Annotated in this window: 20 protein-coding genes and 1 tRNA gene; 13 read left to right on the top strand and 8 right to left on the bottom strand. The window is 44.6% G+C overall.

Translation table 11 applies throughout. From position 1 onward, the window contains the following. Positions 1–209: 209 nt before the first annotated feature. From GCHA_RS21190 to mutY, 3 genes are all read right to left on the bottom strand, one after another. Positions 210–285: transfer RNA gene (locus tag GCHA_RS21190), tRNA-Phe, on the bottom strand. 175 nt (positions 286–460) lie between these two features. After that, a complete protein-coding gene (locus GCHA_RS21195) occupies positions 461–733 on the bottom strand; it encodes an oxidative damage protection protein (protein ID WP_007992024.1) in 273 nt (90 codons plus the stop codon). Between the two features lie 113 nt (positions 734–846). Then, entirely contained in the window at positions 847–1,911 is a 1,065-nt protein-coding gene (gene mutY / locus GCHA_RS21200; RefSeq protein WP_007992026.1) for an A/G-specific adenine glycosylase, read from the bottom strand. Between the two features lie 76 nt (positions 1,912–1,987). Here mutY and GCHA_RS21205 point away from each other — a divergent pair, with 76 nt between their 5' ends. From GCHA_RS21205 to arcA, 7 genes are all read left to right on the top strand, one after another. After that, positions 1,988–2,719, top strand: coding sequence for an alpha/beta fold hydrolase (locus GCHA_RS21205; RefSeq protein WP_007992027.1), 732 nt, complete (start codon positions 1,988–1,990; stop codon positions 2,717–2,719). 80 nt (positions 2,720–2,799) lie between these two features. Beyond that, on the top strand, positions 2,800–3,519 hold the full coding sequence (gene trmB, locus GCHA_RS21210; RefSeq protein WP_007992029.1) for a tRNA (guanosine(46)-N7)-methyltransferase TrmB: 720 nt from the start codon (positions 2,800–2,802) through the stop codon (positions 3,517–3,519). Beyond that, positions 3,519–4,550 (top strand): methyltransferase, encoded by a 1,032-nt coding sequence (locus tag GCHA_RS21215; RefSeq protein WP_007992030.1) that lies wholly within the window; start codon positions 3,519–3,521, stop codon positions 4,548–4,550. The genes trmB and GCHA_RS21215 overlap by 1 nt, the downstream gene beginning before the upstream one ends. Positions 4,551–4,668: 118 nt before the next feature. Continuing rightward, complete coding sequence (gene glgA / locus GCHA_RS21220; protein ID WP_007992031.1) at positions 4,669–6,099, top strand: glycogen synthase GlgA; 1,431 nt, start codon at positions 4,669–4,671, stop codon at positions 6,097–6,099. 6 nt (positions 6,100–6,105) lie between these two features. Beyond that, positions 6,106–6,447 (top strand): hypothetical protein, encoded by a 342-nt coding sequence (locus GCHA_RS21225; protein ID WP_007992032.1) that lies wholly within the window; start codon positions 6,106–6,108, stop codon positions 6,445–6,447. 112 nt (positions 6,448–6,559) lie between these two features. Next, positions 6,560–8,203 carry a sensor histidine kinase gene (locus tag GCHA_RS21230; protein ID WP_007992033.1) on the top strand — a complete coding sequence of 548 codons (1,644 nt, stop codon included), beginning with the start codon at positions 6,560–6,562 and terminating at the stop codon, positions 8,201–8,203. A gap of 219 nt (positions 8,204–8,422) precedes the next feature. Continuing rightward, positions 8,423–9,130, top strand: coding sequence for a two-component system response regulator ArcA (arcA, locus tag GCHA_RS21235; RefSeq protein WP_006993490.1), 708 nt, complete (start codon positions 8,423–8,425; stop codon positions 9,128–9,130). 76 nt (positions 9,131–9,206) lie between these two features. Here arcA and GCHA_RS21240 read toward each other — a convergent pair whose 3' ends face one another. Next, positions 9,207–9,710 carry an FxsA family protein gene (locus GCHA_RS21240; protein ID WP_007992034.1) on the bottom strand — a complete coding sequence of 168 codons (504 nt, stop codon included), beginning with the start codon at positions 9,708–9,710 and terminating at the stop codon, positions 9,207–9,209. A gap of 259 nt (positions 9,711–9,969) precedes the next feature. On the opposite strand from GCHA_RS21240, the gene GCHA_RS21245 reads away from it, so the two are divergent. Together GCHA_RS21245 and GCHA_RS21250 are read left to right on the top strand one after the other, a co-directional pair. Further along, a complete protein-coding gene (locus GCHA_RS21245; protein WP_039992893.1) occupies positions 9,970–11,760 on the top strand; it encodes a protein-disulfide reductase DsbD in 1,791 nt (596 codons plus the stop codon). Between the two features lie 35 nt (positions 11,761–11,795). Next, a complete protein-coding gene (locus GCHA_RS21250) occupies positions 11,796–12,680 on the top strand; it encodes an alpha/beta hydrolase (protein WP_007992036.1) in 885 nt (294 codons plus the stop codon). Positions 12,681–12,781: 101 nt separating this feature from the next. Here GCHA_RS21250 and upp read toward each other — a convergent pair whose 3' ends face one another. Both upp and GCHA_RS21260 read right to left on the bottom strand, forming a co-directional pair. After that, entirely contained in the window at positions 12,782–13,411 is a 630-nt protein-coding gene (gene upp, locus GCHA_RS21255; protein ID WP_007992037.1) for a uracil phosphoribosyltransferase, read from the bottom strand. A gap of 25 nt (positions 13,412–13,436) precedes the next feature. Then, positions 13,437–14,036: an acyl carrier protein phosphodiesterase gene (locus GCHA_RS21260; RefSeq protein ID WP_007992039.1), complete on the bottom strand. Its 600-nt coding sequence runs from the start codon at positions 14,034–14,036 to the stop codon at positions 13,437–13,439. 214 nt (positions 14,037–14,250) lie between these two features. On the opposite strand from GCHA_RS21260, the gene aroQ reads away from it, so the two are divergent. Genes aroQ through accC form a run of 3 tightly spaced genes read left to right on the top strand, consistent with a single transcriptional unit; the run spans position 14,251 to position 16,609 of the window. Then, positions 14,251–14,736 carry a type II 3-dehydroquinate dehydratase gene (gene aroQ / locus GCHA_RS21265; RefSeq protein ID WP_013752520.1) on the top strand — a complete coding sequence of 162 codons (486 nt, stop codon included), beginning with the start codon at positions 14,251–14,253 and terminating at the stop codon, positions 14,734–14,736. Between the two features lie 59 nt (positions 14,737–14,795). Continuing rightward, positions 14,796–15,245 (top strand): acetyl-CoA carboxylase biotin carboxyl carrier protein, encoded by a 450-nt coding sequence (gene accB, locus GCHA_RS21270; protein ID WP_007992042.1) that lies wholly within the window; start codon positions 14,796–14,798, stop codon positions 15,243–15,245. 14 nt (positions 15,246–15,259) lie between these two features. Further along, entirely contained in the window at positions 15,260–16,609 is a 1,350-nt protein-coding gene (accC, locus tag GCHA_RS21275; RefSeq protein ID WP_007992044.1) for an acetyl-CoA carboxylase biotin carboxylase subunit, read from the top strand. Between the two features lie 58 nt (positions 16,610–16,667). On the opposite strand, the gene GCHA_RS21280 is transcribed toward accC, so the two are convergent. Beyond that, entirely contained in the window at positions 16,668–18,017 is a 1,350-nt protein-coding gene (locus tag GCHA_RS21280; protein ID WP_007992046.1) for an MATE family efflux transporter, read from the bottom strand. A 309-nt stretch (positions 18,018–18,326) separates the two neighbouring features. Between GCHA_RS21280 and prmA the strand changes: the two genes are divergently transcribed. Continuing rightward, positions 18,327–19,205 (top strand): 50S ribosomal protein L11 methyltransferase, encoded by an 879-nt coding sequence (prmA, locus tag GCHA_RS21285; RefSeq protein ID WP_007992051.1) that lies wholly within the window; start codon positions 18,327–18,329, stop codon positions 19,203–19,205. A gap of 37 nt (positions 19,206–19,242) precedes the next feature. On the opposite strand, the gene GCHA_RS21290 is transcribed toward prmA, so the two are convergent. After that, a complete protein-coding gene (locus GCHA_RS21290) occupies positions 19,243–19,755 on the bottom strand; it encodes a winged helix-turn-helix transcriptional regulator (protein ID WP_007992053.1) in 513 nt (170 codons plus the stop codon). Between the last annotated feature and the right edge of the window lie 41 nt (positions 19,756–19,796).

Raw genomic sequence — 19,796 nt, forward strand, 5'->3', positions numbered from 1 at the left:
ATTAACGTGGAATGGTATAAGTGAGGGCTGACATGGCAGGAAGAATAAAAGTTACGTGGTAGCGCTCCATCCATGGCAGGTCGTTCAGCCAGATGCTGCTACGCAGCTAAAGAGACTGGCTTCACCCCAGACTCGGTTCCCGCGTCTGGCTATCACCAAAAACAAAAAAGCCCCAACGGACAACGTTGAGGCTTTTTTGTTTTAAATAATGGTGCCCAGACGCGGAATCGAACCACGGACACGAGGATTTTCAATCCTCTGCTCTACCAACTGAGCTATCTGGGCAAATCTGTTAACGTTGCTGGCTTGTGCCTGCTTCGTTGTGGGTGCGTATTAAACGGATTCTCGGCATTCAAGTCAACTATTTTATGCGATTTATTTCGCTTTATTGTCTGTTTGCGTAAAAAATGCGCGTTGTTGGTTGAGTTCTGTGCAATTTTAGCGAGGTCCGTATGCTAAGTTAAGCTTTTGGGGGCACATAACCTTCAATGTCAGGTTCTTTTCCTTCGAATAAAAAAGCCTGCATTTGCGTTTCAAGAAAGTTACGCGCAGTTGGCTCCATCATATTTAATTTTTTTTCGTTAATTAACATGGTTTGTTTCTTTTGCCATTCGGCCCATGCTTCTTTGGAAATATTATCGAATATCTTTTTACCAAGTTCGCCGGGATAAAGTTGAAAGTCTAAACCGTCAGCTTCTTTGTTTAAGTGCTGGCAAAATACTGTTCTGCTCATGCTGATCCTCAATTTTAAAAGTTAAGGCCAGCAGTTGCTGGCTTGTTTTGACGCAGTCTATCAAATTCAATGCTTTGTGCTAAGCAATGAATGCCTTGGCTTTATATACTTGCTTAAAGCTGGGTCTGGCACACTGCAAGTAATTTCTTAGTGGGGGCGGCTAAGCCGACGTTTGGTTGTTTCAGCAAATCGTACCAAATTTGTTGCTTTTCGTTCACCTGTGATGATGACGGTTGTTCAAGAAGCAAAATAACGGGCTGAATATCTAAATGGAAGTGACTAAATGTATGACGAAAAGGCTCAAGCGTGAGACGAGTATACTGACCTAGCGCTAATTGCTGCGCTGTGGCATCAAGCGTATCTAATGATTCTGCTTCATAGAAACCCCATAGACCGCCCCATAAACCACTGGGTGGTCTTTGATAAATCAAAACCTGTGATTGCCACATAGGAATGAGCATCACGGTGGTGCGCACGGGAATATCTTTCTTAGGTTTTTTACCAGGCAATTCACTTTGCCGGCCTTGGGCAAAAGCCAAGCAATTTTGTTGCAATGGGCAGCTATCACACTTGGGTTTACTGCGGGTGCAAATGGTGGCGCCCATATCCATCATGGCTTGGGTATAGTCACCAGTGCGTGAATTGGGGGTGAGGGAGTCTGCATATTGCCATAATGCTTGTTCGACGTCTTTCTTGCCGGGCCAGCCATCGACGGCAAAATAGCGCGCTAGCACACGCTTTACATTGCCATCTAAAATACTGTGATGCTGTGCGCATGCTAAAGACAGCACCGCTCCAGCAGTGGAGCGGCCAATGCCTGGCAAGGCAATTACATCGTTAATGTCTTGAGGGAATTTACCGTCATATTGGTCACGAATGACTTGAGCCGCTTTTTGTAAGTTCCGAGCGCGGGCGTAATAGCCTAGCCCGGTCCAGTGATGTAGCACTTCGTCTTGGGGGGCATTGGCTAAGGTCAAAATATCAGGAAAGCGTCGCATAAATTTTTGATAGTAGGGAATAACCGTTTTGACTTGGGTTTGTTGCAACATAATTTCTGAAACCCACACTGAGTAAGGGGTTTTCCCTTGCTGCCAAGGTAAGTCTTTGCGACCATGGCTATCAAACCAAGATAAAATACGGTTTGCGAAAGAAGATGTTAGCTGAGACTGTGATTGCACGGGTTGATATACTGCTTATGTACATGAAAGTTATAACGCGATCATACCTTAATAATAAACAAATGGTTCATTTGAAATGACAACGATCCCCCCCCAAGCTGCATCCAATACCTCTCTTTCTCAGCCGGTTGTGTTTTACCCAGGCACCTTGTGCGATGAGCGTGTGTTCATGCCATGTTGGCGAGACATTGATATTCCAAAGCGTGCATTTGTGCCGTTACAGTGGGCAGAATCATTGGAACACATGTTAGCGTTGAGCCGCGATCGATTGGATTATTTTGATGAGCCTGCACATTTAGTTGGCTTTTCAATGGGTGGCTATGTGGCAGCCTTAAGTGCATTAGAGCAGCCGCAGAAGGTTGCCTCACTGACCCTGATCGGCAGTTATCCAGGGCCGTTTGCTGAGCAAGAACGCCAAGCGCGTAAAAATATCATTCAAACGATAAGAAATAAAAAATATCAAGGTATGAGTGACAGCCGCTTGAAGCAGTTTGTATCTGCATTAGGCAACACCAAAGTGGTAGACACTATTAAGGCGATGGAAAGTGACCTAGGCCCAGCAGTATTGGCCGCTCAAATGGGCGCTTTAAGTGAACGCGAAGACTTAACAACGCGCTTAGGCAAAGCAAAGTTCAGGATACATTTTCTGGTGGGTGAGCACGATAAAATAGCGCCGCCCAGCAAAATAGGCGCGTTAAGCGCTAACATAGCCAACAGCCAACTGAAGATTATTGCTAATGCTGGTCACATGCTGCCCCTAGAGCAGCCTAACGTGCTTGCCCAGTATTTTGCTGAAAATTTCAGCTAAATTATTCTTATAACCTTGCAATAGCTGTACTGGGCGGCATAATGCGCGCCTGCTAAGTACAGCGAGACACGAGAAAAACCATGAGCCAATTTAAATCCAAAGAAGAAGCAGCCGAATCCGGCGTTTATATCCGAAAAATTCAGAGCTTTGTAAAGCGTGAAGGCCGCTTAACCAGAGGCCAAGAAAAGGCAATCGAAACCAACTGGGAAACCATGGGTTTAGAGCACAAATCTGGCTTGCTTGATATGAATGAAGTGTTTGGTCGCACGGCACCTGTGGTGTTGGAAATTGGTTTTGGTATGGGCAAATCTCTAGTCACCATGGCTAAAAATGAGCCTGATAAAGATTTTATTGGCATTGAAGTGCATCGCCCAGGCATTGGCGCATGTTTGGCTGACGCACAAGAGCAAGGCGTCACTAATTTGCGTGTTTACGAACATGACGCGGTTGAAGTGTTAGCGGATTGCATAGCCGATGGCAGTTTAAGTCGTATGCAGCTGTTTTTTCCTGATCCTTGGCACAAAAAGCGTCATCACAAACGTCGTATTGTACAACCGGCATTTGTTGAAAAGTTACGCAGTAAATTGGCTATTGGTGGTGTATTCCATATGGCGACCGATTGGGAAAACTACGCTGAGCACATGCTAGAAATTATGGCTGTGGCACCGGGCTATAAAAACCTTTCATCTACCAACGATTATGTACCGCGCCCAGAGCAGCGCCCTTTGACTAAGTTTGAACAAAGAGGCCATCGTTTAGGCCATGGCGTGTGGGACTTAATGTTCGAGAGAGAAGCATAATGTTAACAGCAGCAAGCCAAGTATTATTGCGTAGCGAAGAACTTCTAGAGCAGGGTAAATGGTTGCTCGTAAACCCGACAGACGGGCAAGTGTTCTCAGAATTAGCTAACCCAGATGTTCATGGGTTTCATCAGTTTTTTGACATTTACGAGCAAAGCGTGGCAGTGACGAAAGGCCAAGGGCGCGACTCTCAGCACCAGTTTGCTGCTGCTTACGAAGCCGACGCATCGTTTGATGGCGCAGTACTGTATTTGCCTAAAGCTAAAGCGCATGGGCAAATGTTGTTGGCGAATATTGCTCCTTGTCTCAAACCTGGCGCCACGTTGCTGGTGGTTGGCGAGAATAAAGGCGGCATTAAAAGCGCAGCAAAACTGTTAACACCTTACTCCGATAACGTGAATAAAGTCGACTCCGCACGGCACTGCGCCATGTTTGCAGCGGTTATTGATAAACCTGTTGCGCCGTTTGATATCACTAAATGGCAGGATGTTTCAGAGTATCAAGTGTCTGATATTACTTTTAAAGTGTGTTCGTTACCGGGAGTATTCAGCCATGGTGATCTAGATACAGGTACACAGTTGCTGCTCGATAATATTGATAGAGTGGTATCGGGGCGTATTTTAGATTTCGCTTGTGGCGCGGGTATTATCGGTTGCTTTGCGGGCCTTAAAAACGCTCAAGCTCAGGTCGTGATGAGTGACGTTAGTGCCTTGGCTATTTATTGCTCGCAAAAAAGTGCAGAGTTAAATGGTGTAAAAGCTCAGGTTATTCCTTCGAACGGTTTGCGAGCGCTGACAGGTAAGTTTGCCCAGGTTTTTACCAATCCTCCGTTTCACACTGGCATCAAAACAGATTACTCGGTAACCGAAAGTTTTATGCAACAGCTTAAAAATCATCTGCAAGACCGAGGCAGCTTAATTTTGGTGGCGAATAAGTTTCTGCGCTATGCAGATGAACTTGAAAAACAATTTAAATCAGTACAGTTTTTAAAAGAGACAAGCAAGTTTAGTGTTTATTGTTGTCGTCGTTGAATGCAGTTATATTAAAGCGCTAACAGAGTAAATGTATGTCTTTGAGTCCACGTTAATCAGCATCGCTATGATTTTCCGATAAGGCAGTGAATCGAAAAACCAATGGGGTATAGTGTTGATGAAAGTATTATTCGTTGTATCTGAGGTTGAAGATCTGGTCAAGACCGGTGGCCTGGCAGATGTAGCAAAAGCCCTGCCTATCGCATTGAATGAAATGGGTCACGAGGTGTGTATCGTGATGCCTTATTACAAGACACTTGCACAGCAACACCCAGGGGAAGATTGGGCTGAGCCACAAACATTGTTTGCTAGCCGTAAACCTTACGATTTTACTATTAAGCGCTTACAGATTGGCAACGTTCCTGTTTACGCAATAGATTACCCCGCCTACTTCTCTCGTGATGGCTTGTACTCTGACAGTTATCACGCCTACCCTGATAACGCAGAACGTTTTGCTTTTTTTGCCCAAGGGGCACTTCAAGTCGCTAAAGCGATAGATTTTCAACCTGATATTGTGCATTGCAACGATTGGCATACGGCGCTAACACCGTATTTTATGAGCATAGATGACAGTGGTTTTTTTGATCGCAGTCGTAGCGTGTTTACTATTCACAATGGTGCTTATCAAGGCACCCATCGTTTTTCAGATATCCCGTTTTTACAGCCACATTATTTACTGCACTCGCAATTAGACGGCGACGCGCTGAATTTTGTGCGTATGGGAATTCGCTACGCGCATAAAATCAATGCGGTGAGCCCTAACTACGCTCAAGAGCTTTTGACACCGCTTGGTTCACATCATTTGTACCACGAGTTTCAACAAAGGCGCAGTGACTTGAGCGGTATCCTAAATGGCTGTGATTACACCCAATGGGACCCAATAAACGACCCCAATATTACTCAAACCTATACCGCTGATGATATGAGCGGCAAAGAAGCGTGTAAAATTGACTTACAGCGAGAGGCGCAACTGCCTCAGGACTTAGGTATTCCGCTGGTGGGCATGGTCTGCCGTTTGACCGAACAAAAGGGCTTCGGTTACATTTTACCTATGCTTGAACAGCTCATGCAGCACAATGTTCAACTGGTTATTATTGGCACCGGCGATCCGCAAATTAGCCACACCTTGCGCGGCGTTGCTGAGCGTCATCCTGACAAGTGCGCGTTTATCGAAGCCTTTAGTGTCCAAAAAGCCCATATGCTTGAAGCAGGAAGCGACTTTTTCTTAATGCCGTCATTGTTCGAACCATGTGGCTTAAATCAGATGTATAGCCTTGCTTTTGGCACTTTACCTATCGTTCGAGGCGTCGGCGGGCTCAAAGATACAGTGACTGATTTAGCGGATAATCCAGAACAAGCAACCGGTTTTGTGTTTGAGCACCCAGACAGCGAAGCATTGCTTGCCTGTATTCAACGCGCCTTGTTGTTCTACCGAGAGTACCCGCAACGTTTTAAAGAAACACAAATGCGTGCCATGCATAGCCGTTTTACTTGGCAACAAGCGGCTGAACAATATTTGGCATTATATAATGCGGCCTTAGGTGGTTAATTTAGCATGAGCTTAATGGCTCATAAGCCTATTGTTGTCGTGCTTGGTGGAATGCTCGGTGGCCTGTTATTTTGCAATAATGCGCAGGCCGTACCTGAGCAATGCTTGCAATCGAGTGCACGTAGCGAAACGTGCCCACATTTACTATATAAAAAGTCACCGATTGATATTGCAAAGTTAAGTATTAAAACGGGTGAGATGGTGTGCCTTTGTTTGACCGATGTTGCAGGAATGCGTGGTGCGTCTGAGGAGGACCTAAGCCGCCCTAAACTACTGGTATCTCTGCGTCGGTTGGCTGATGATTGGGATTTGTCAGAATCAGAATTACTACGCCTGATACGTAAATAGAAATACGGCGAGGATAATAAAAGCCCCTTCATATGCGATTAACTGTTTCATTTTTAACTGGTTTAGCTCAATATGGAATACAGGCTTGGTTAGGGTCCAATTTTAACTACATATGCATGCTAAAAGTAATTTTTTGTCGATTAAAAGCCTGATTATTTGGGTTGTGATGGCGATTACATCGTTAGCATTGCTTATGGCAACAAGCATCAACTTATACGGTCAAATCAGTAGCTATCGAGTGCAACTGATAAACAACGTCAATATTTTCTCTGAACTGATTAGCCGCAACGCGGTTTCGACCATCGAAGATGAACTCAATTTCAATGAAGAGCGTAACCTTAGCACCCTTAGCGCATCTGATATCCTAGAAAACGTACACATCTACCGCTTTGTTGAGGACGGCAAGTTAGAGTTTTTTGCAAGCTACAATAAAGATGGCGTAGCACCTGTAAATGCAAAATTCGATCGTGTTGACTCGCTATCTGAGCCGACGATTGATGGCAGCACGGTAGAGATGATCCGAGAAATAAAGCGCGATAACGGGGAATTACTAGGATACACCTATGTGCGCGCATCTGCCGATGGTCTAGAGCGTTTGATTTCTCGCTCCATTGGGATCGCCGTAGGCGTATTGTTGCTGTCTTTATTGTTGTGCTTTTTGCTTACGCTGAAGCTTCAAAATACCATCACAGCGCCTATTCGTAACCTCGCGCACTTAGTACAGCGCATCTCTCGGCACAAAGATTATTCAGGTCGGGCTAAGCCCAGTAGCATCAAAGAACTAGATATTCTCAGTGATGCTTTTAATGCCATGATGCAACGTACGCAGGAGCATATGCAGCGCCAAAACGAGGCTGAAGAAGAACATAGGCGCCTGAATATTAGCCTAGAAGAAAAGGTCACCCAGCGCACCCTCGCCTTAAAAGAAGCGAACAGTGAGTTAATTCAAACATTGGAAAAGCTTCATCAATTTCAGCGCCAAATGGTTCAGAACGAAAAAATGGCCTCTTTAGGAGACATGGTAGCCGGGGTCGCGCATGAGGTTAATACGCCTATCGGGTTGGGTGTGACAGCGTCCACCATGATGCTCGACCGTTTAGCCAGTATGGAAAAAGACTTCGAAAATAAGACCTTAAAAGCGAGCTCACTTTCTAAATTCATTGCAGAAGGGCAGGAAAACCTGAATATCATTTACCGCAACTTGAACCGAGCTGCCGAACTGATATCAAGCTTTAAACAAGTTGCGGTGGACCAATCATCAGAAATTGACCGCGTTTTTTCATTTTCTAAGCTAATGGATGAAATTTTGCTTTCCATGCGGCCTAAATTAAAAAGCATGAAGCATGTGATCAACATCGATTGCCCTGAACATCTCTATATTGAGTCAAAGGCGGGGCCAATAAACCAAATCATTATCAATTTGATCATGAATTCCATCATTCACGGTTTTGAACACAAAGACCAAGGCGTGATTAATATTAAGGTGGCACTGATTGCAGATAAAAAAATCAGTGTGCTGTTTACCGATGACGGATCGGGTATTCCCGAATACTTGCGCAAACGGATTTTTGACCCGTTTGTGACAACCAAACGAGGGCAGGGTGGAAGTGGCCTAGGTATGCACCTTGTTTATAACCTTGTAACGCAGGCATTGAATGGTTCTATTTCGTTGAATAGTGAAGAGGGACATGGGGTTGAATTCACCATAGTATTCCCGGTGAAGAAAGCGACCCAGAGCGCGCCACATTTGAATTAAGCGCATATTTAATGTTTGCTTTTTTGCTTTTGATCCCCACATCACTTTCGTACTGGAAAATATCTTCAATGTGTTGTACGCAAGTGCCTAACCGTTGGGTACAAATGCCGAGTTAGGTGGGTTGTTTGCACTAGTTAAAATTTAATCTAGATAAAACCCTGATTTTTAGATATTTTCTGATAAACTTTTATCCATATTTTTTAACATGGTGTGAAAACAATGCTGACGCCCAATATTTTAATTGTAGAAGATGAAGTTGTTACCAGAACAACACTCAAAAGCCTGTTTGAAGCAGAAGGCTACAATGTATTTGAAGCCGAGAACGGCAGTGAAATGCATGAGTTTTTTGAAAATCACGCAATCAACCTAGTGATCATGGATATCAACCTTCCGGGTAAGAACGGTTTGATTTTGGCTCGCGAAGTGCGTGATCGTAAAAATATCGGTTTGATATTTTTAACTGGCCGCGATAATGACGTGGACCGTATTTTGGGTCTTGAAATTGGCGCTGATGATTATTTAACTAAACCGTTTAATCCGCGGGAATTAACCATCAGAGCAAGAAACTTGCTAACGCGTACTTTGAATAATGCAGAAGATGATGACTTGCCAAGTCGTGTAAGCTTCAACGGTTGGACTCTGGACGGCGATAGCCGTAGCTTGATTTCACCTAGCAAGAAAGAGTTTAGACTACCGCGCAGTGAATTCCGTGCGTTGCATTTATTCTTAAGCAACCCTGGCAAAATATTAACGCGTGAACAGTTGATCATGGAAATGACCGGCCGTGAATTACGCCCTAATGACCGTACAGTTGATGTAACGATTCGACGTATCCGTAAGCACTTCGAATCAGAAGTGAATGCAGACGAATTGATCGTGACCATTCACGGCGAAGGTTACCGTTTCTGCGGAACAGTTGACGTATAGTCAGTTGTAGCTCAGTGTAGACTTAACAAAAAAGCGGCTTAGTAGGCCGCTTTTTTTATGATTGTAGTATGAGTATCTAGTCCGGTTTGTTAAGCCTTTCTGACTCAGGCTTTTTGTCGTCTTTGCGTTCATACTCACCTTCAATAATATCATCGTTTGAAGAGGGGCGTTGCCCAAATCCTTGACCTGGCTGACCACTGAAGCCACCTTGTGCTTGATTAACAACTTGAACGGATAGTTTGGCCAATAACCCTTTGGCTATAAGCGGGCGTGTCATGGGTAGACAAAACAGAAAGCCTAACGCATCTGTTACAAAACCTGGGGTAACCAACATAACACCAGCGATTACCAACAGTAACCCTTCTGCAACTTCTTGGCCGGGAATCGTTCCCTGCTGCATTTTCTGTTGCGCATGAACCAGCGTGCTGATGCCCTGCTGACGAACCAAGTACGAGCCTATCATAGCCGTTGCGACCACGATTGCGACTGTATTCCAGCCACCAATTTGCTCACCAACACTGATTAACAATGATATTTCTATGATTGGCAGCAAAACGAACAATAAGAATAATTTACCCAAAACTGTCTCTTTAATTACTTTATGAATGAATATAATGGCGTCAAAAGGCCGATAACCAAGGGTAACAGTGTTACAAAGTATGGCAACTGCTCATTGCTGCGTCACTTAGTGGTAAGCTGTGATTGATTATCATATTTTTGAAAGACATCACACTTTGATAAGGTCCATATTGGTCTATTAGCGGATGCCTGATGCATTGTTGGTGGTATTCCCTTATTCTAGTTTTAACAGTTGTACTGAAATAAAGAAGTCGTTTTTAATGAAGTTAATACAATCGTTTTTCGTGCTTTCGATCCTGTCTTTGTGGTCGCTATCTAGCTTAGGCCAAGACAATGCTTTTGATTCTTTGTTTAGCAATGAACCTGAGTTTTTAAAGGTCGATCAGGCCTTTGTGTTCGATTACGTGCAAAACGGTAACGAACTTATTGTGACTTGGGACATAGCAGATGACTATTATCTTTATCAGCAACAGTTTAAAGCTGTTTCGAAAAACGCCACCTTAGGCGAGCCTACTTTTCCGAAAGGGAAAATGAAGGAAGACGAGTTCTTTGATGAGCCCCAAGAGGTTTATTATCACACCGTTTCTGTATCGTACCCTATTTTACAATCGAGCAATGATTCAGCGGTTAAAATCCGTTATCAAGGCTGCGCTGAAGCAGGCTTGTGCTATCCCCCGACCACACAGGTCGTTTATTTAAATGCAGTTAGCGGAGCGCAAGCTGCCACTGGCGGCGAATCAGCTTCATTAGGGGCAAGCAGCACAGCTAGTGCATCTGTCTCGCAACAATTTGAATTAGTAGATTTACTGACAGGTGAACAAAGCCTGGTTTGGGTGTTATTGATCTTCTTGGTATTGGGCGTTGGTTTAGCCTTTACCCCATGCGTATTCCCTATGTATCCGATTTTATCGGGTATTGTGATCGGTCAAGGGAAGGGGATCAGCATTTCACGCGCGTTTATTTTGTCTTTTGTTTACGTACAAGGTATGGCCCTCACTTATTCTCTTCTCGGTTTGGTTGTAGCATCGGCTGGTGTGAAGTTTCAAGCTGCCTTGCAACACCCGGTCATTTTGGGTGTGCTGATCGTAATTTTTGTATTACTCGCATTGGTCATGTTTGGTGCCTACGAATTGCAGTTGCCTTCTCGCTGGCAAGAAAAACTAAATGGCATGAGTAATAAACAGAAAAGTGGTAGCTATTTCGGTGTCTTGCTTATGGGGGCGATATCCGGCTTGGTTGCATCGCCATGCACCACTGCACCCCTAACTGGGATCTTGTTGTACATAGCGCAAAGTGGTGATTTGCTGCTGGGTTTCAGCGCTTTGTATGCATTAAGTTTAGGTATGGGCATACCGCTAATATTATTTGGTATAACGGGTGGAAAATTACTGCCCAAAGCTGGCCCATGGATGAACATAATCAAAGTTACTTTTGGTTTTATGATGCTAGCAGTGGCGTTGATGTTCGTAGAGCGCTTAGTCAGCCACGTGGCAACAGATATATTGTGGTCACTGTTAGGACTCGTGACTTTTAGCTATTTTTACGTAATGAACCAAGCTAGCCAAGTTAGCTTTGCCAAAGGAATACGAGCCCTCGTTATTTTTATCGGCCTGTTCGCATCTGCGATGTATGGGTATCAAACACTCTTCCCGCAGGCGCCAACGAATGCCAATCATGCTCAGCAAAGTCACCCTACTTTTGCAGTCGTTAAAGACCTGCAAGATTTTGAACAAAAGTTGGCTGCGGCTAATGCCCAAGGTAAAACAGTCATGGTCGACTTATATGCAGATTGGTGCGTTGCCTGTAAGGAATTTGAAAAGTATACCTTTCCTGATGCGCAAGTTGTTGATGCTCTAAGTAACACAGTTTGGATGCAAATTGACTTAACCGATAACACCGCAACCAATATTGCATTTCAAGAGCATTTTTCCATCTTAGGTTTGCCAACTATTTTGTTCTTTGATACCCAAGGTAATGAAATCAGTGGGTCACGGGTTACTGGCTTTATGCAAGCGCCTGCCTTTGCCGCCCATGCTAAAAGTATTTTATAACCTGAGAAGTAATGGATTTAACAAGGAATGAATACATGTTAACTCATCGCATTATTAAACCGTTCGCTAGTGTGTTGCTGCTCTTTGTGGTGTGTTTTACCGCAAGCGCTAACGTCGTATCAGAGCGCGTGATAAGCCTAGCAAATTCGACGCAAGCAACGTTTACCCAAGCCCAAGGTCTAGAACAAGACCAAAAGCTAGGCAAGGTTCATCCAAAAGCCAGTGTGTTACTCATTCATGGATGGGCAGGAAATATGAATGAAGTGGGTGATATATACAAACGCTTAGCCGCACAGCTAGCTAGACACCAGATAGCTTCGCTAAGAATTAATATACGCGGTGAAAGCGAAGGGGCAAAAAACGGCTTTCGTTTAACCAGCACGTTTACATCCCGAGTAACAGATGCTGAGGCAGGGTTAGCATTTTTACGCCAGCAATACACTGATACACCCACAGGTGTAGTGGGTTTTAGCCTTGGGGGCGCAACGGCAATCAAATTAATGGGGTTACACCCAGCCGATATTAATAGTGTGGTCCTTTGGTCAAGTGCAGGAGACCCAGCATTAGTAGGGCAAAGTATTTTATCTCCGGCACAAATGCGTGAAGTGCTCGAAACAGGTGAGGTAAAAGTGCCCACATGGGAAACGCTGACCGTAACCAAAGAACATATTTTGGGCATGATGGGCCATGATATTTATCACAATGTGAGTGCTTATCAAGGTGCTCTGCTGTCAATTCGAGGCAGTGAGGATTACGTCAAACCCATTGAAAAACACTTATTCCCATTAACCTCATCGGCAGTTGCAGAAGCACGGATAATTCAAGGGGCCGATCATATATTCAACACATTTGAGCAGAATCGTAATTATGACGAACGGCTAATCAAGCAAACGGTTGATTGGTTGGTCGATACTCTTTAGTAATGATCTTCAAAGGGCCGAGGGAAATGAAGCGCTGATTAAATACGGCTGAATTAATACGGCAATGGTTCGGCCCATTGCCGTGTCGCCCAATTTAAACGTTACCGAGTGCCAAATATTTTGTCACCAGCATCGCCAAGACCAGGCAAAATATAGCCATGTTCATTAAGCTTTTCATCTACCGCTGCCGTGTAAATATCCACATCTGGGTGCTTGCTAACCACCGCCTCAATACCTTCAGGCGCAGCGACCAAAAACAATCCCATGATATGCTGGCATCCTTTTTCTTTGAGCAAATCTATAGTAGCGATTAAGGTGCCCCCTGTGGCTAACATGGGATCAACAATCAGTGCTGTGCGCTCTTCAACGTCTTTAACCACTTTGTCAAAATAGGCGACCGGTTGCAGGGTTTCTTCATCACGATATAAGCCAACCACACTGACCTTAGCGTTGGGGATCAGCTGCATTACGCCATCTAGCATGCCAAGGCCTGCGCGCAAAATAGGGACTATAGTGATTTTCTTGCCCTTGATTTTTTTAACCTTAATAGGCTCATCATTCCAGCCACTAATCTCGACAGTCTCGGTTTCTAGTTCTCGGGTCGCTTCGTAGGTCAGCAAGTTGCCTACTTCACTGGCAAGCTCTCTGAAGTTCTTACTACTAATACCCGCTTCGCGCATTAAGCCCAATTTATGTTGTACTAAGGGGTGGTTGATTTCTTTAACTGACACAAGTTACCTCGAACGTGAAATAGATCTATTTAATAAGTTTACTGACAAACAACGCACTGTGCCCAAGTAAATCTGGATAAAAGTGTAAAAAAGACTGTTGCAAGCCAGCTGAATTTTCGTGAATGAAGCCCATGGCTTGTTGTGCGAACTCAGTGGGGCGAGTGAAGCGTTTCTCGACCGTTTGCATGGCGCGTGAGCAGGCATCAAGCTGTTCATAATCGTCTAGCCATTGGTGGCGCAAAAGCCCGGTTTTCACTCGGCTAAAATGCGGGCTAATGTCGTGATGCAATAATGCCAAGTCATGATAAAACTGGTTAAACAGGGTGTGTTTTTTGACGTCTATTGCAGAAAAATGTTGCCAGTGTTGCATCAGCAGGTGATCAAAATAGATATCCAGCACTATGCCTGAATAGCGGCGTATTGATTTCGGAAACTGCTGTTTTAATGCCAGTACTACAGGGTGGGTATCTGTGTAGGTATCAATTTGGCGGTGCAAGCGCACACCGTGCTGCAAATCCAGCGGCAAATCGTCTAGGGCGCTTCCTTTAATAAAGTCGCCTAAAAAATTACCAACCAAACTGGTTTTTGTATGTTGAGCAAGGTGCAGGTGAGCAATGTAATTCATAAGTATATTTGACCCTGATATTGGCTTGGCGTCAAACAAGCGATAAATATACCTAGCGTGAAGATTAAATACGCAAACTTTGGGTCAATCTTCGCTGATAAGACCAGTATTTTGCTGCTAATTTGTAAGTTAGCTCTATAATGGCCTCAATTAAGTGCAATGAGTAGAGAATTTCGACGAAAATAGTCGCTAATCAGATACTTATTTGCTAATAATGAAAGATAATTATCATTTTAACGAAGATAGCGGCGTATTCTTGAAAGTTTTATTAATTAATGGACCCAACCTCAATATGTTGGGCAAACGTGAACCTGAAGTCTATGGCTCACGCAGCCTACAAGATATTGTTGATACCCTACAGGTGCAAGCGAATGAGATGAGCGTGGAAATTAGCCATGTTCAATCTAACGCTGAGCATGAGTTAATTGATGCTATTCACAATGCCTATCAAAAAATTGACTTCATTATTATCAATCCAGGGGCCTTTACCCACACAAGCGTCGCCTTACGTGATGCATTGTTAAGTGTTTCAATTCCTTTTATTGAAGTGCATTTATCTAATGTGCACGCACGCGAGCCTTTCCGCCATCATTCATATCTATCTGATGTTGCTGTTGGTGTTATTTGTGGTTTGGGTGAGCAAGGCTATGGCTTTGCGCTTAATGCAGCACAGCAATATGTGAAAAATTTAACGAATTAGTTGCCGTGGTCGGTTTGCTACCGGTCGCTTATGTATACAAATCAAAAAGAGATAACATCATGGATATACGTAAAATAAAAAAACTCATTGAGTTAGTAGAAGAATCAGGAATTTCTGAACTAGAAATCACTGAGGGTGAAGAGTCTGTACGCATTCATCGTAGTGGCCAGCCGGCTGCACAAGTACAATACTCTGCGCCAATTCAACAAGCTGCACCAGCACCTTTAGCTCAAGTAGCTGAAGCGCCATCAGCACCTGTTGCCGCTGAAACTAGCGGGCACCGTGTTAAATCTCCTATGGTTGGCACCTTCTACCGCTCATCTTCTCCAGGTTCAAAACCATTTGCTGAAGTAGGCCAAAGCGTAAAAGTGGGCGACACTTTATGCATCATCGAAGCAATGAAGATGATGAACCAAATCGAGTCGGACAAAGCAGGTGTGATCAAAGAGATATTAGTCGACAACCAAGAGCCGGTTGAATTCGATCAACCCCTATTCATCATTGAATAAGCAGGTTACTGAAAATGCTTGATAAAGTACTGATTGCCAATCGTGGTGAAATTGCACTTCGCATCTTGCGTGCCTGTAAAGAGCTAGGCATCAAGACTGTCGCTGTGCATTCCACCGCTGATGAAAGTTTGAAACACGTGCTTTTGGCCGATGAAACCATTTGTATTGGTAAGCCATCTGCAACCGAAAGTTACTTGAACATTCCGCGTATTATCGCAGCAGCAGAAGTCACTAACTCAGTGGCTATTCACCCTGGTTACGGTTTTTTAGCGGAAAATGCTGATTTTGCTGAAGCCGTTGAACGCAGCGGTTTTATTTTCATTGGTCCAAAAGCAGAAACCATTAATTTGATGGGCGACAAAGTCTCGGCCATTAAATCAATGAAGGCGGCTGGCGTACCTTGTGTCCCGGGCTCTGATGGCCCTCTAAATGACGACGAAGCGCGTAATAAGAAGTTAGCCAAAGAAATTGGCTACCCTATTATTGTTAAAGCGGCTGGCGGCGGTGGTGGTCGTGGTATGCGCGTTGTGCGCAATGAAGCTGAATTGATTGGTTCAATTGCAGCGACCAAAGGTGAAGCAGCAGCAGCGTTTAACAACGATGTGGTTTACATGGAGAAATTCCTTGAAAACCCACGTCACGTTGAAATTCAAGTGCTTGCAGACGGCCAAGGTAACGCTATTCATTTAGGTGAGCGTGACTGTTCAATGCAGCGCCGTCACCAAAAAGTGGTTGAAGAAGCTCCTGCGCCAGGAATTAGTGAAGAAATGCGTGCCAAAATTGGTGCGCGTTGTTGCCAAGCGTGTATCGACATCGGGTATCGTGGAGCGGGAACATTTGAATTCTTGTTTGAAAACGATGAGTTTTATTTCATTGAAATGAACACCCGTATTCAGGTTGAACATCCAGTATCAGAAATGATCACAGGGGTGGATTTGATCAAAGAACAACTGCGTATCGCAGATGGTCAGAAGTTGTCGATTTCTCAAGACCAGATTCAAGTACGTGGCCATGCTATTGAGTGTCGTATTAATGCCGAAGACCCTGATACGTTTATTCCAAGCCCGGGTAAGATCAACATGTTTCACCCTCCAGGTGGTTTAGGTGTACGTTGGGATTCGCATATTTATGCCGGCTACTCTGTACCGCCAAACTATGATTCTATGATCGGTAAATTGATAACTTATGGCGAGACCCGTGAAGTTGCAATTGCCAGAATGCAACATGCATTGGGTGAGTTGGTTATTGAGGGTATCAAAACTAATATTCCACTACAGCAGCGTATTATGGCGGATGAAGCCTTTGCCGCTGGCGGTGCGAATATACATTACCTTGAGAAGAAGTTAGGCCTAGGCGGTCATTAATTTCTACCAAGTCTTGTGATAAAAAAAGAGTGCTGCGGCACTCTTTTTATTTGCTCACCTAATGTGGTCTTAGTTGCAGTTGCTTTAAATACCGTAACGAATACCAAGCCACCAAAATACCGGAAATAACATTCGCCAGTGCGATGCCCACAAAGACGTAATCTGCCTTTGCATATAGTGCGCCTACCCAAGACAAGGGTACATAAAACAATGCAGAGCGAACCACATAGTAACCCAAGCCCAACTTCGCTTTGCCAATAGCATTAAACGCCGCAGCGGCCACTATGACGATGCCATAGCCCCAAACACTCATAGGGATGATACCTAGATAAATAAGCGCCAACTGGGAAACCTCATTATCATCAGTAAAACCTGCGACAATAAAGGGCCCGACAAACCACAGAAAGATACTTAGCAATACTGCCCATACGATACACACCCAATAACTGATTTTAAGCCCTTGCGTTATTCTATGTGTTTGGCCTGCCCCCCAGTTTTGCCCAGCAAGCGGACCAATGGCAGAAGACAAAGCTAACATGGGAATAACAGCAAAAAACTCTACTCGTGTGGCTAAACCAAACGCCGCAACGGACTTTTCACCGAACCAAGCGATAATGGCGGTCACAATAGCAATAGATAAGGGGTTGACCATATTACCTGCCGAAGCGGGCACCGCAATAGACAATAAATAGCGCCATGACTCAACCAGTTGTTCTTTACTAGGTAGATGAAAACTCAGCAGCTTTTCACGGATAATGAGTATCGCTAAAGACGCGAACAAGGTTAGCACTTGGGCAAACAAGGTGCCGTATGCGGCTCCTTCGATGTCAAAAGCTGGGATCACGCCCCAACCAAAAATTAAAATTGGGGTGGCAATAATATTAACCAAAGCAGAGCCAATCATCATTAAGCTAGGCCAAAAGGCATCGCCTACGCAACGAACAAGCGCGTTGGCGATCATGGGGACCACTAAAAAGGGTACAGATATAAACCAAATGCGCATATAGCGAGCGCCGAGTTCTAGAACATCGCCCGTTGCGCCAAGTACGCTAAGTAAAGGTTTAACGTATATATAACCCGCTATCGCGACCACCATCACGACCGTAATGCCTAATAACAGGCTATCAGTAGATAATCGCTTGGCTTGCTCGCGATCATTCGCGCCCACCGCTCGAGAAACCGCAGAGGCAGCGCCCACGCCTAAACCAATCGCCAAGCTAGAGATGCTCATGGTCACCGGAAAACTAAAGGAAAGGGCGGCAAGATAGTCTGTGCCTAGCTGACTGACAAAGTAGGTGTCAATTAAAGATACAGACAACACGGCGATAATACCGAGGATCATAGGTAAGGTGAGGCGAGATAATACTTTATATACTGGGGGAGTGAGTAAATCACGAGAAGGGGCCAAAATACCTCCAAATTAAAGGGAATGTGTTCGAAAAATACGTGCTGTAAGAGCAAAAAATAGGGTTGTTTTATGACAGGGCGTTAGTTTACCCAGAATCCTATCAGTAATACCAATCCGCATTAATAAGTGCTCTTCAGACAAGTTTTAAAGGACTTGCACTGCGTTGCATGACTTCGAAAGAGCACAATTAATCAATCAGTCATGGGCCTTGTTTAAGTCCTTTTACACTGTCGCTGAGAGATCACTTATTGCCGTGCAATGAGATAACTAATGTTATACTGGCTTCTTTGCCAATTGATAAGACCTGATATGCCTTGGATCCAACTCATCATAGACACAAAAGCCGACCATGCCGAGCAGGTAGGCGACATGTTAAGCGCTAACGGAGCGCAGGCGGTCACCTTTGTAGACGCCAAAGACACCCCCATGTATGAGCCTAAGCCAGGTGAAGTGATGTTATGGCCAGAAACGCAGGTAGTCGGCTTGTACGAAGCAGACCATGATATGGATGGCGTTATTGCAAGAATAAGCAAATCAAAAGTGCTAGGCCCAGGTTTCCCCCATAAACTCGACCAATTAGAAGACAAAGATTGGGAACGTGAATGGATGGACAACTTTCATCCTATGCGTTTTGGTCAACGATTGTGGATTTGCCCAAGCTGGCGCGAGGTGCCAGACCCAACAGCGGTCAACGTTATGCTCGACCCTGGATTGGCATTCGGTACGGGTACGCATCCAACCACTGCCTTATGTTTACGTTGGTTAGATGCCCTAGAGCTTAAAGATAAATTGGTGGTTGATTTTGGTTGTGGCTCAGGGATATTAGGCATTGCTGCAATAAAACTGGGCGCTGAGCGTGTAGTGGGTATCGATATAGACCCCCAAGCGCTTCTATCAAGCCAAACCAATGCAGATCGCAACCAAATAGGCGATAAAATTGAGCTGTACTTGCCCCAGCATCAACCTGAATTAATGGCCGATGTGGTACTGGCGAATATTCTAGCCGGGCCCCTCAGAGACTTACGAGAAGTGATTACCGCGTACTGTAAACCGGGTGGGAAACTAGTCCTTTCAGGGATTTTGGCTGAGCAGGCCCAAGAGATAAACGATTTATACAGCCAAGATTTTAAGATGGAACCAATTGAAATAGAAGGTGAGTGGGCAAGGGTCTCAGGCAAGCGCAAGTAGTAGTGGCTGTGCGCTAATATCGTCAATCGATAAGTTGTTATGAATTGCCGGCGTAAACCTCAGTGTTAATGCCGGTTTCCTCACCTCTTTCCACCTTGTTGGAAATACCTGTGCCCACTTCTTTTGACGTGTTGCCAGCATTAAGCTCTTCACCACATTCAGTGCAGCTAATACGCGGGATGCCTTTTTTACCACAAGCAGAATGAAAATAGTTAACGGGCGGCCCATCGCTGTCTACTTCCCATTTATCTCCCCAATTGGCAATTGCCAGCATGATAGGCAGTAAATCATCGCCTTTCTTGGTAAGTTTATACTCGAAGTGCTGCCTGTTTTCGTCGTACAGTTCTTTGTAAAGCACGCCTGACTCGACTAAACGGTTGAGTCGGTCAGACAATCGATGTTTGGTTATTCCCAGAGACTTTTGCAGTGCAGAAAATCTGCGCACTTCCCAAAATATGTCCCTCAGTATGAGCAGCGTCCAGCGGTCACCAAAAATAGATGCTGAGCGAGCGATCGAGCATGTTTGTTCACTGATTTGGTTCCACTTCATGGTGTGAATTATTACCTTTTGTTTTTCTATGTGCTCGGATA

The organism is Paraglaciecola chathamensis S18K6 (genome assembly GCA_000314955.1).
Taxonomy (GTDB): Bacteria; Pseudomonadota; Gammaproteobacteria; order Enterobacterales; family Alteromonadaceae; genus Paraglaciecola; species Paraglaciecola chathamensis.

Excerpts from the sequence above, each read along its gene's own strand:
- prmA (WP_007992051.1), top strand. The coding sequence starts at position 18,327 with ATGCCTTGGATCCAACTCATCATAGACACAAAAGCCGACCATGCCGAG.
- accB (WP_007992042.1), top strand. The coding sequence starts at position 14,796 with ATGGATATACGTAAAATAAAAAAACTCATTGAGTTAGTAGAAGAATCA.
- GCHA_RS21260 (WP_007992039.1), bottom strand. The coding sequence starts at position 14,036 with ATGAATTACATTGCTCACCTGCACCTTGCTCAACATACAAAAACCAGT.
- GCHA_RS21195 (WP_007992024.1), bottom strand. The coding sequence starts at position 733 with ATGAGCAGAACAGTATTTTGCCAGCACTTAAACAAAGAAGCTGACGGT.
- GCHA_RS21215 (WP_007992030.1), top strand. The coding sequence starts at position 3,519 with ATGTTAACAGCAGCAAGCCAAGTATTATTGCGTAGCGAAGAACTTCTA.
- GCHA_RS21205 (WP_007992027.1), top strand. The coding sequence starts at position 1,988 with ATGACAACGATCCCCCCCCAAGCTGCATCCAATACCTCTCTTTCTCAG.
- GCHA_RS21290 (WP_007992053.1), bottom strand. The coding sequence starts at position 19,755 with ATGAAGTGGAACCAAATCAGTGAACAAACATGCTCGATCGCTCGCTCA.
- aroQ (WP_013752520.1), top strand. The coding sequence starts at position 14,251 with ATGAAAGATAATTATCATTTTAACGAAGATAGCGGCGTATTCTTGAAA.
- GCHA_RS21225 (WP_007992032.1), top strand. The coding sequence starts at position 6,106 with ATGAGCTTAATGGCTCATAAGCCTATTGTTGTCGTGCTTGGTGGAATG.
- GCHA_RS21230 (WP_007992033.1), top strand. The coding sequence starts at position 6,560 with ATGCATGCTAAAAGTAATTTTTTGTCGATTAAAAGCCTGATTATTTGG.
- glgA (WP_007992031.1), top strand. The coding sequence starts at position 4,669 with ATGAAAGTATTATTCGTTGTATCTGAGGTTGAAGATCTGGTCAAGACC.
- trmB (WP_007992029.1), top strand. The coding sequence starts at position 2,800 with ATGAGCCAATTTAAATCCAAAGAAGAAGCAGCCGAATCCGGCGTTTAT.
- GCHA_RS21245 (WP_039992893.1), top strand. The coding sequence starts at position 9,970 with ATGAAGTTAATACAATCGTTTTTCGTGCTTTCGATCCTGTCTTTGTGG.
- accC (WP_007992044.1), top strand. The coding sequence starts at position 15,260 with ATGCTTGATAAAGTACTGATTGCCAATCGTGGTGAAATTGCACTTCGC.
- GCHA_RS21250 (WP_007992036.1), top strand. The coding sequence starts at position 11,796 with ATGTTAACTCATCGCATTATTAAACCGTTCGCTAGTGTGTTGCTGCTC.
- arcA (WP_006993490.1), top strand. The coding sequence starts at position 8,423 with ATGCTGACGCCCAATATTTTAATTGTAGAAGATGAAGTTGTTACCAGA.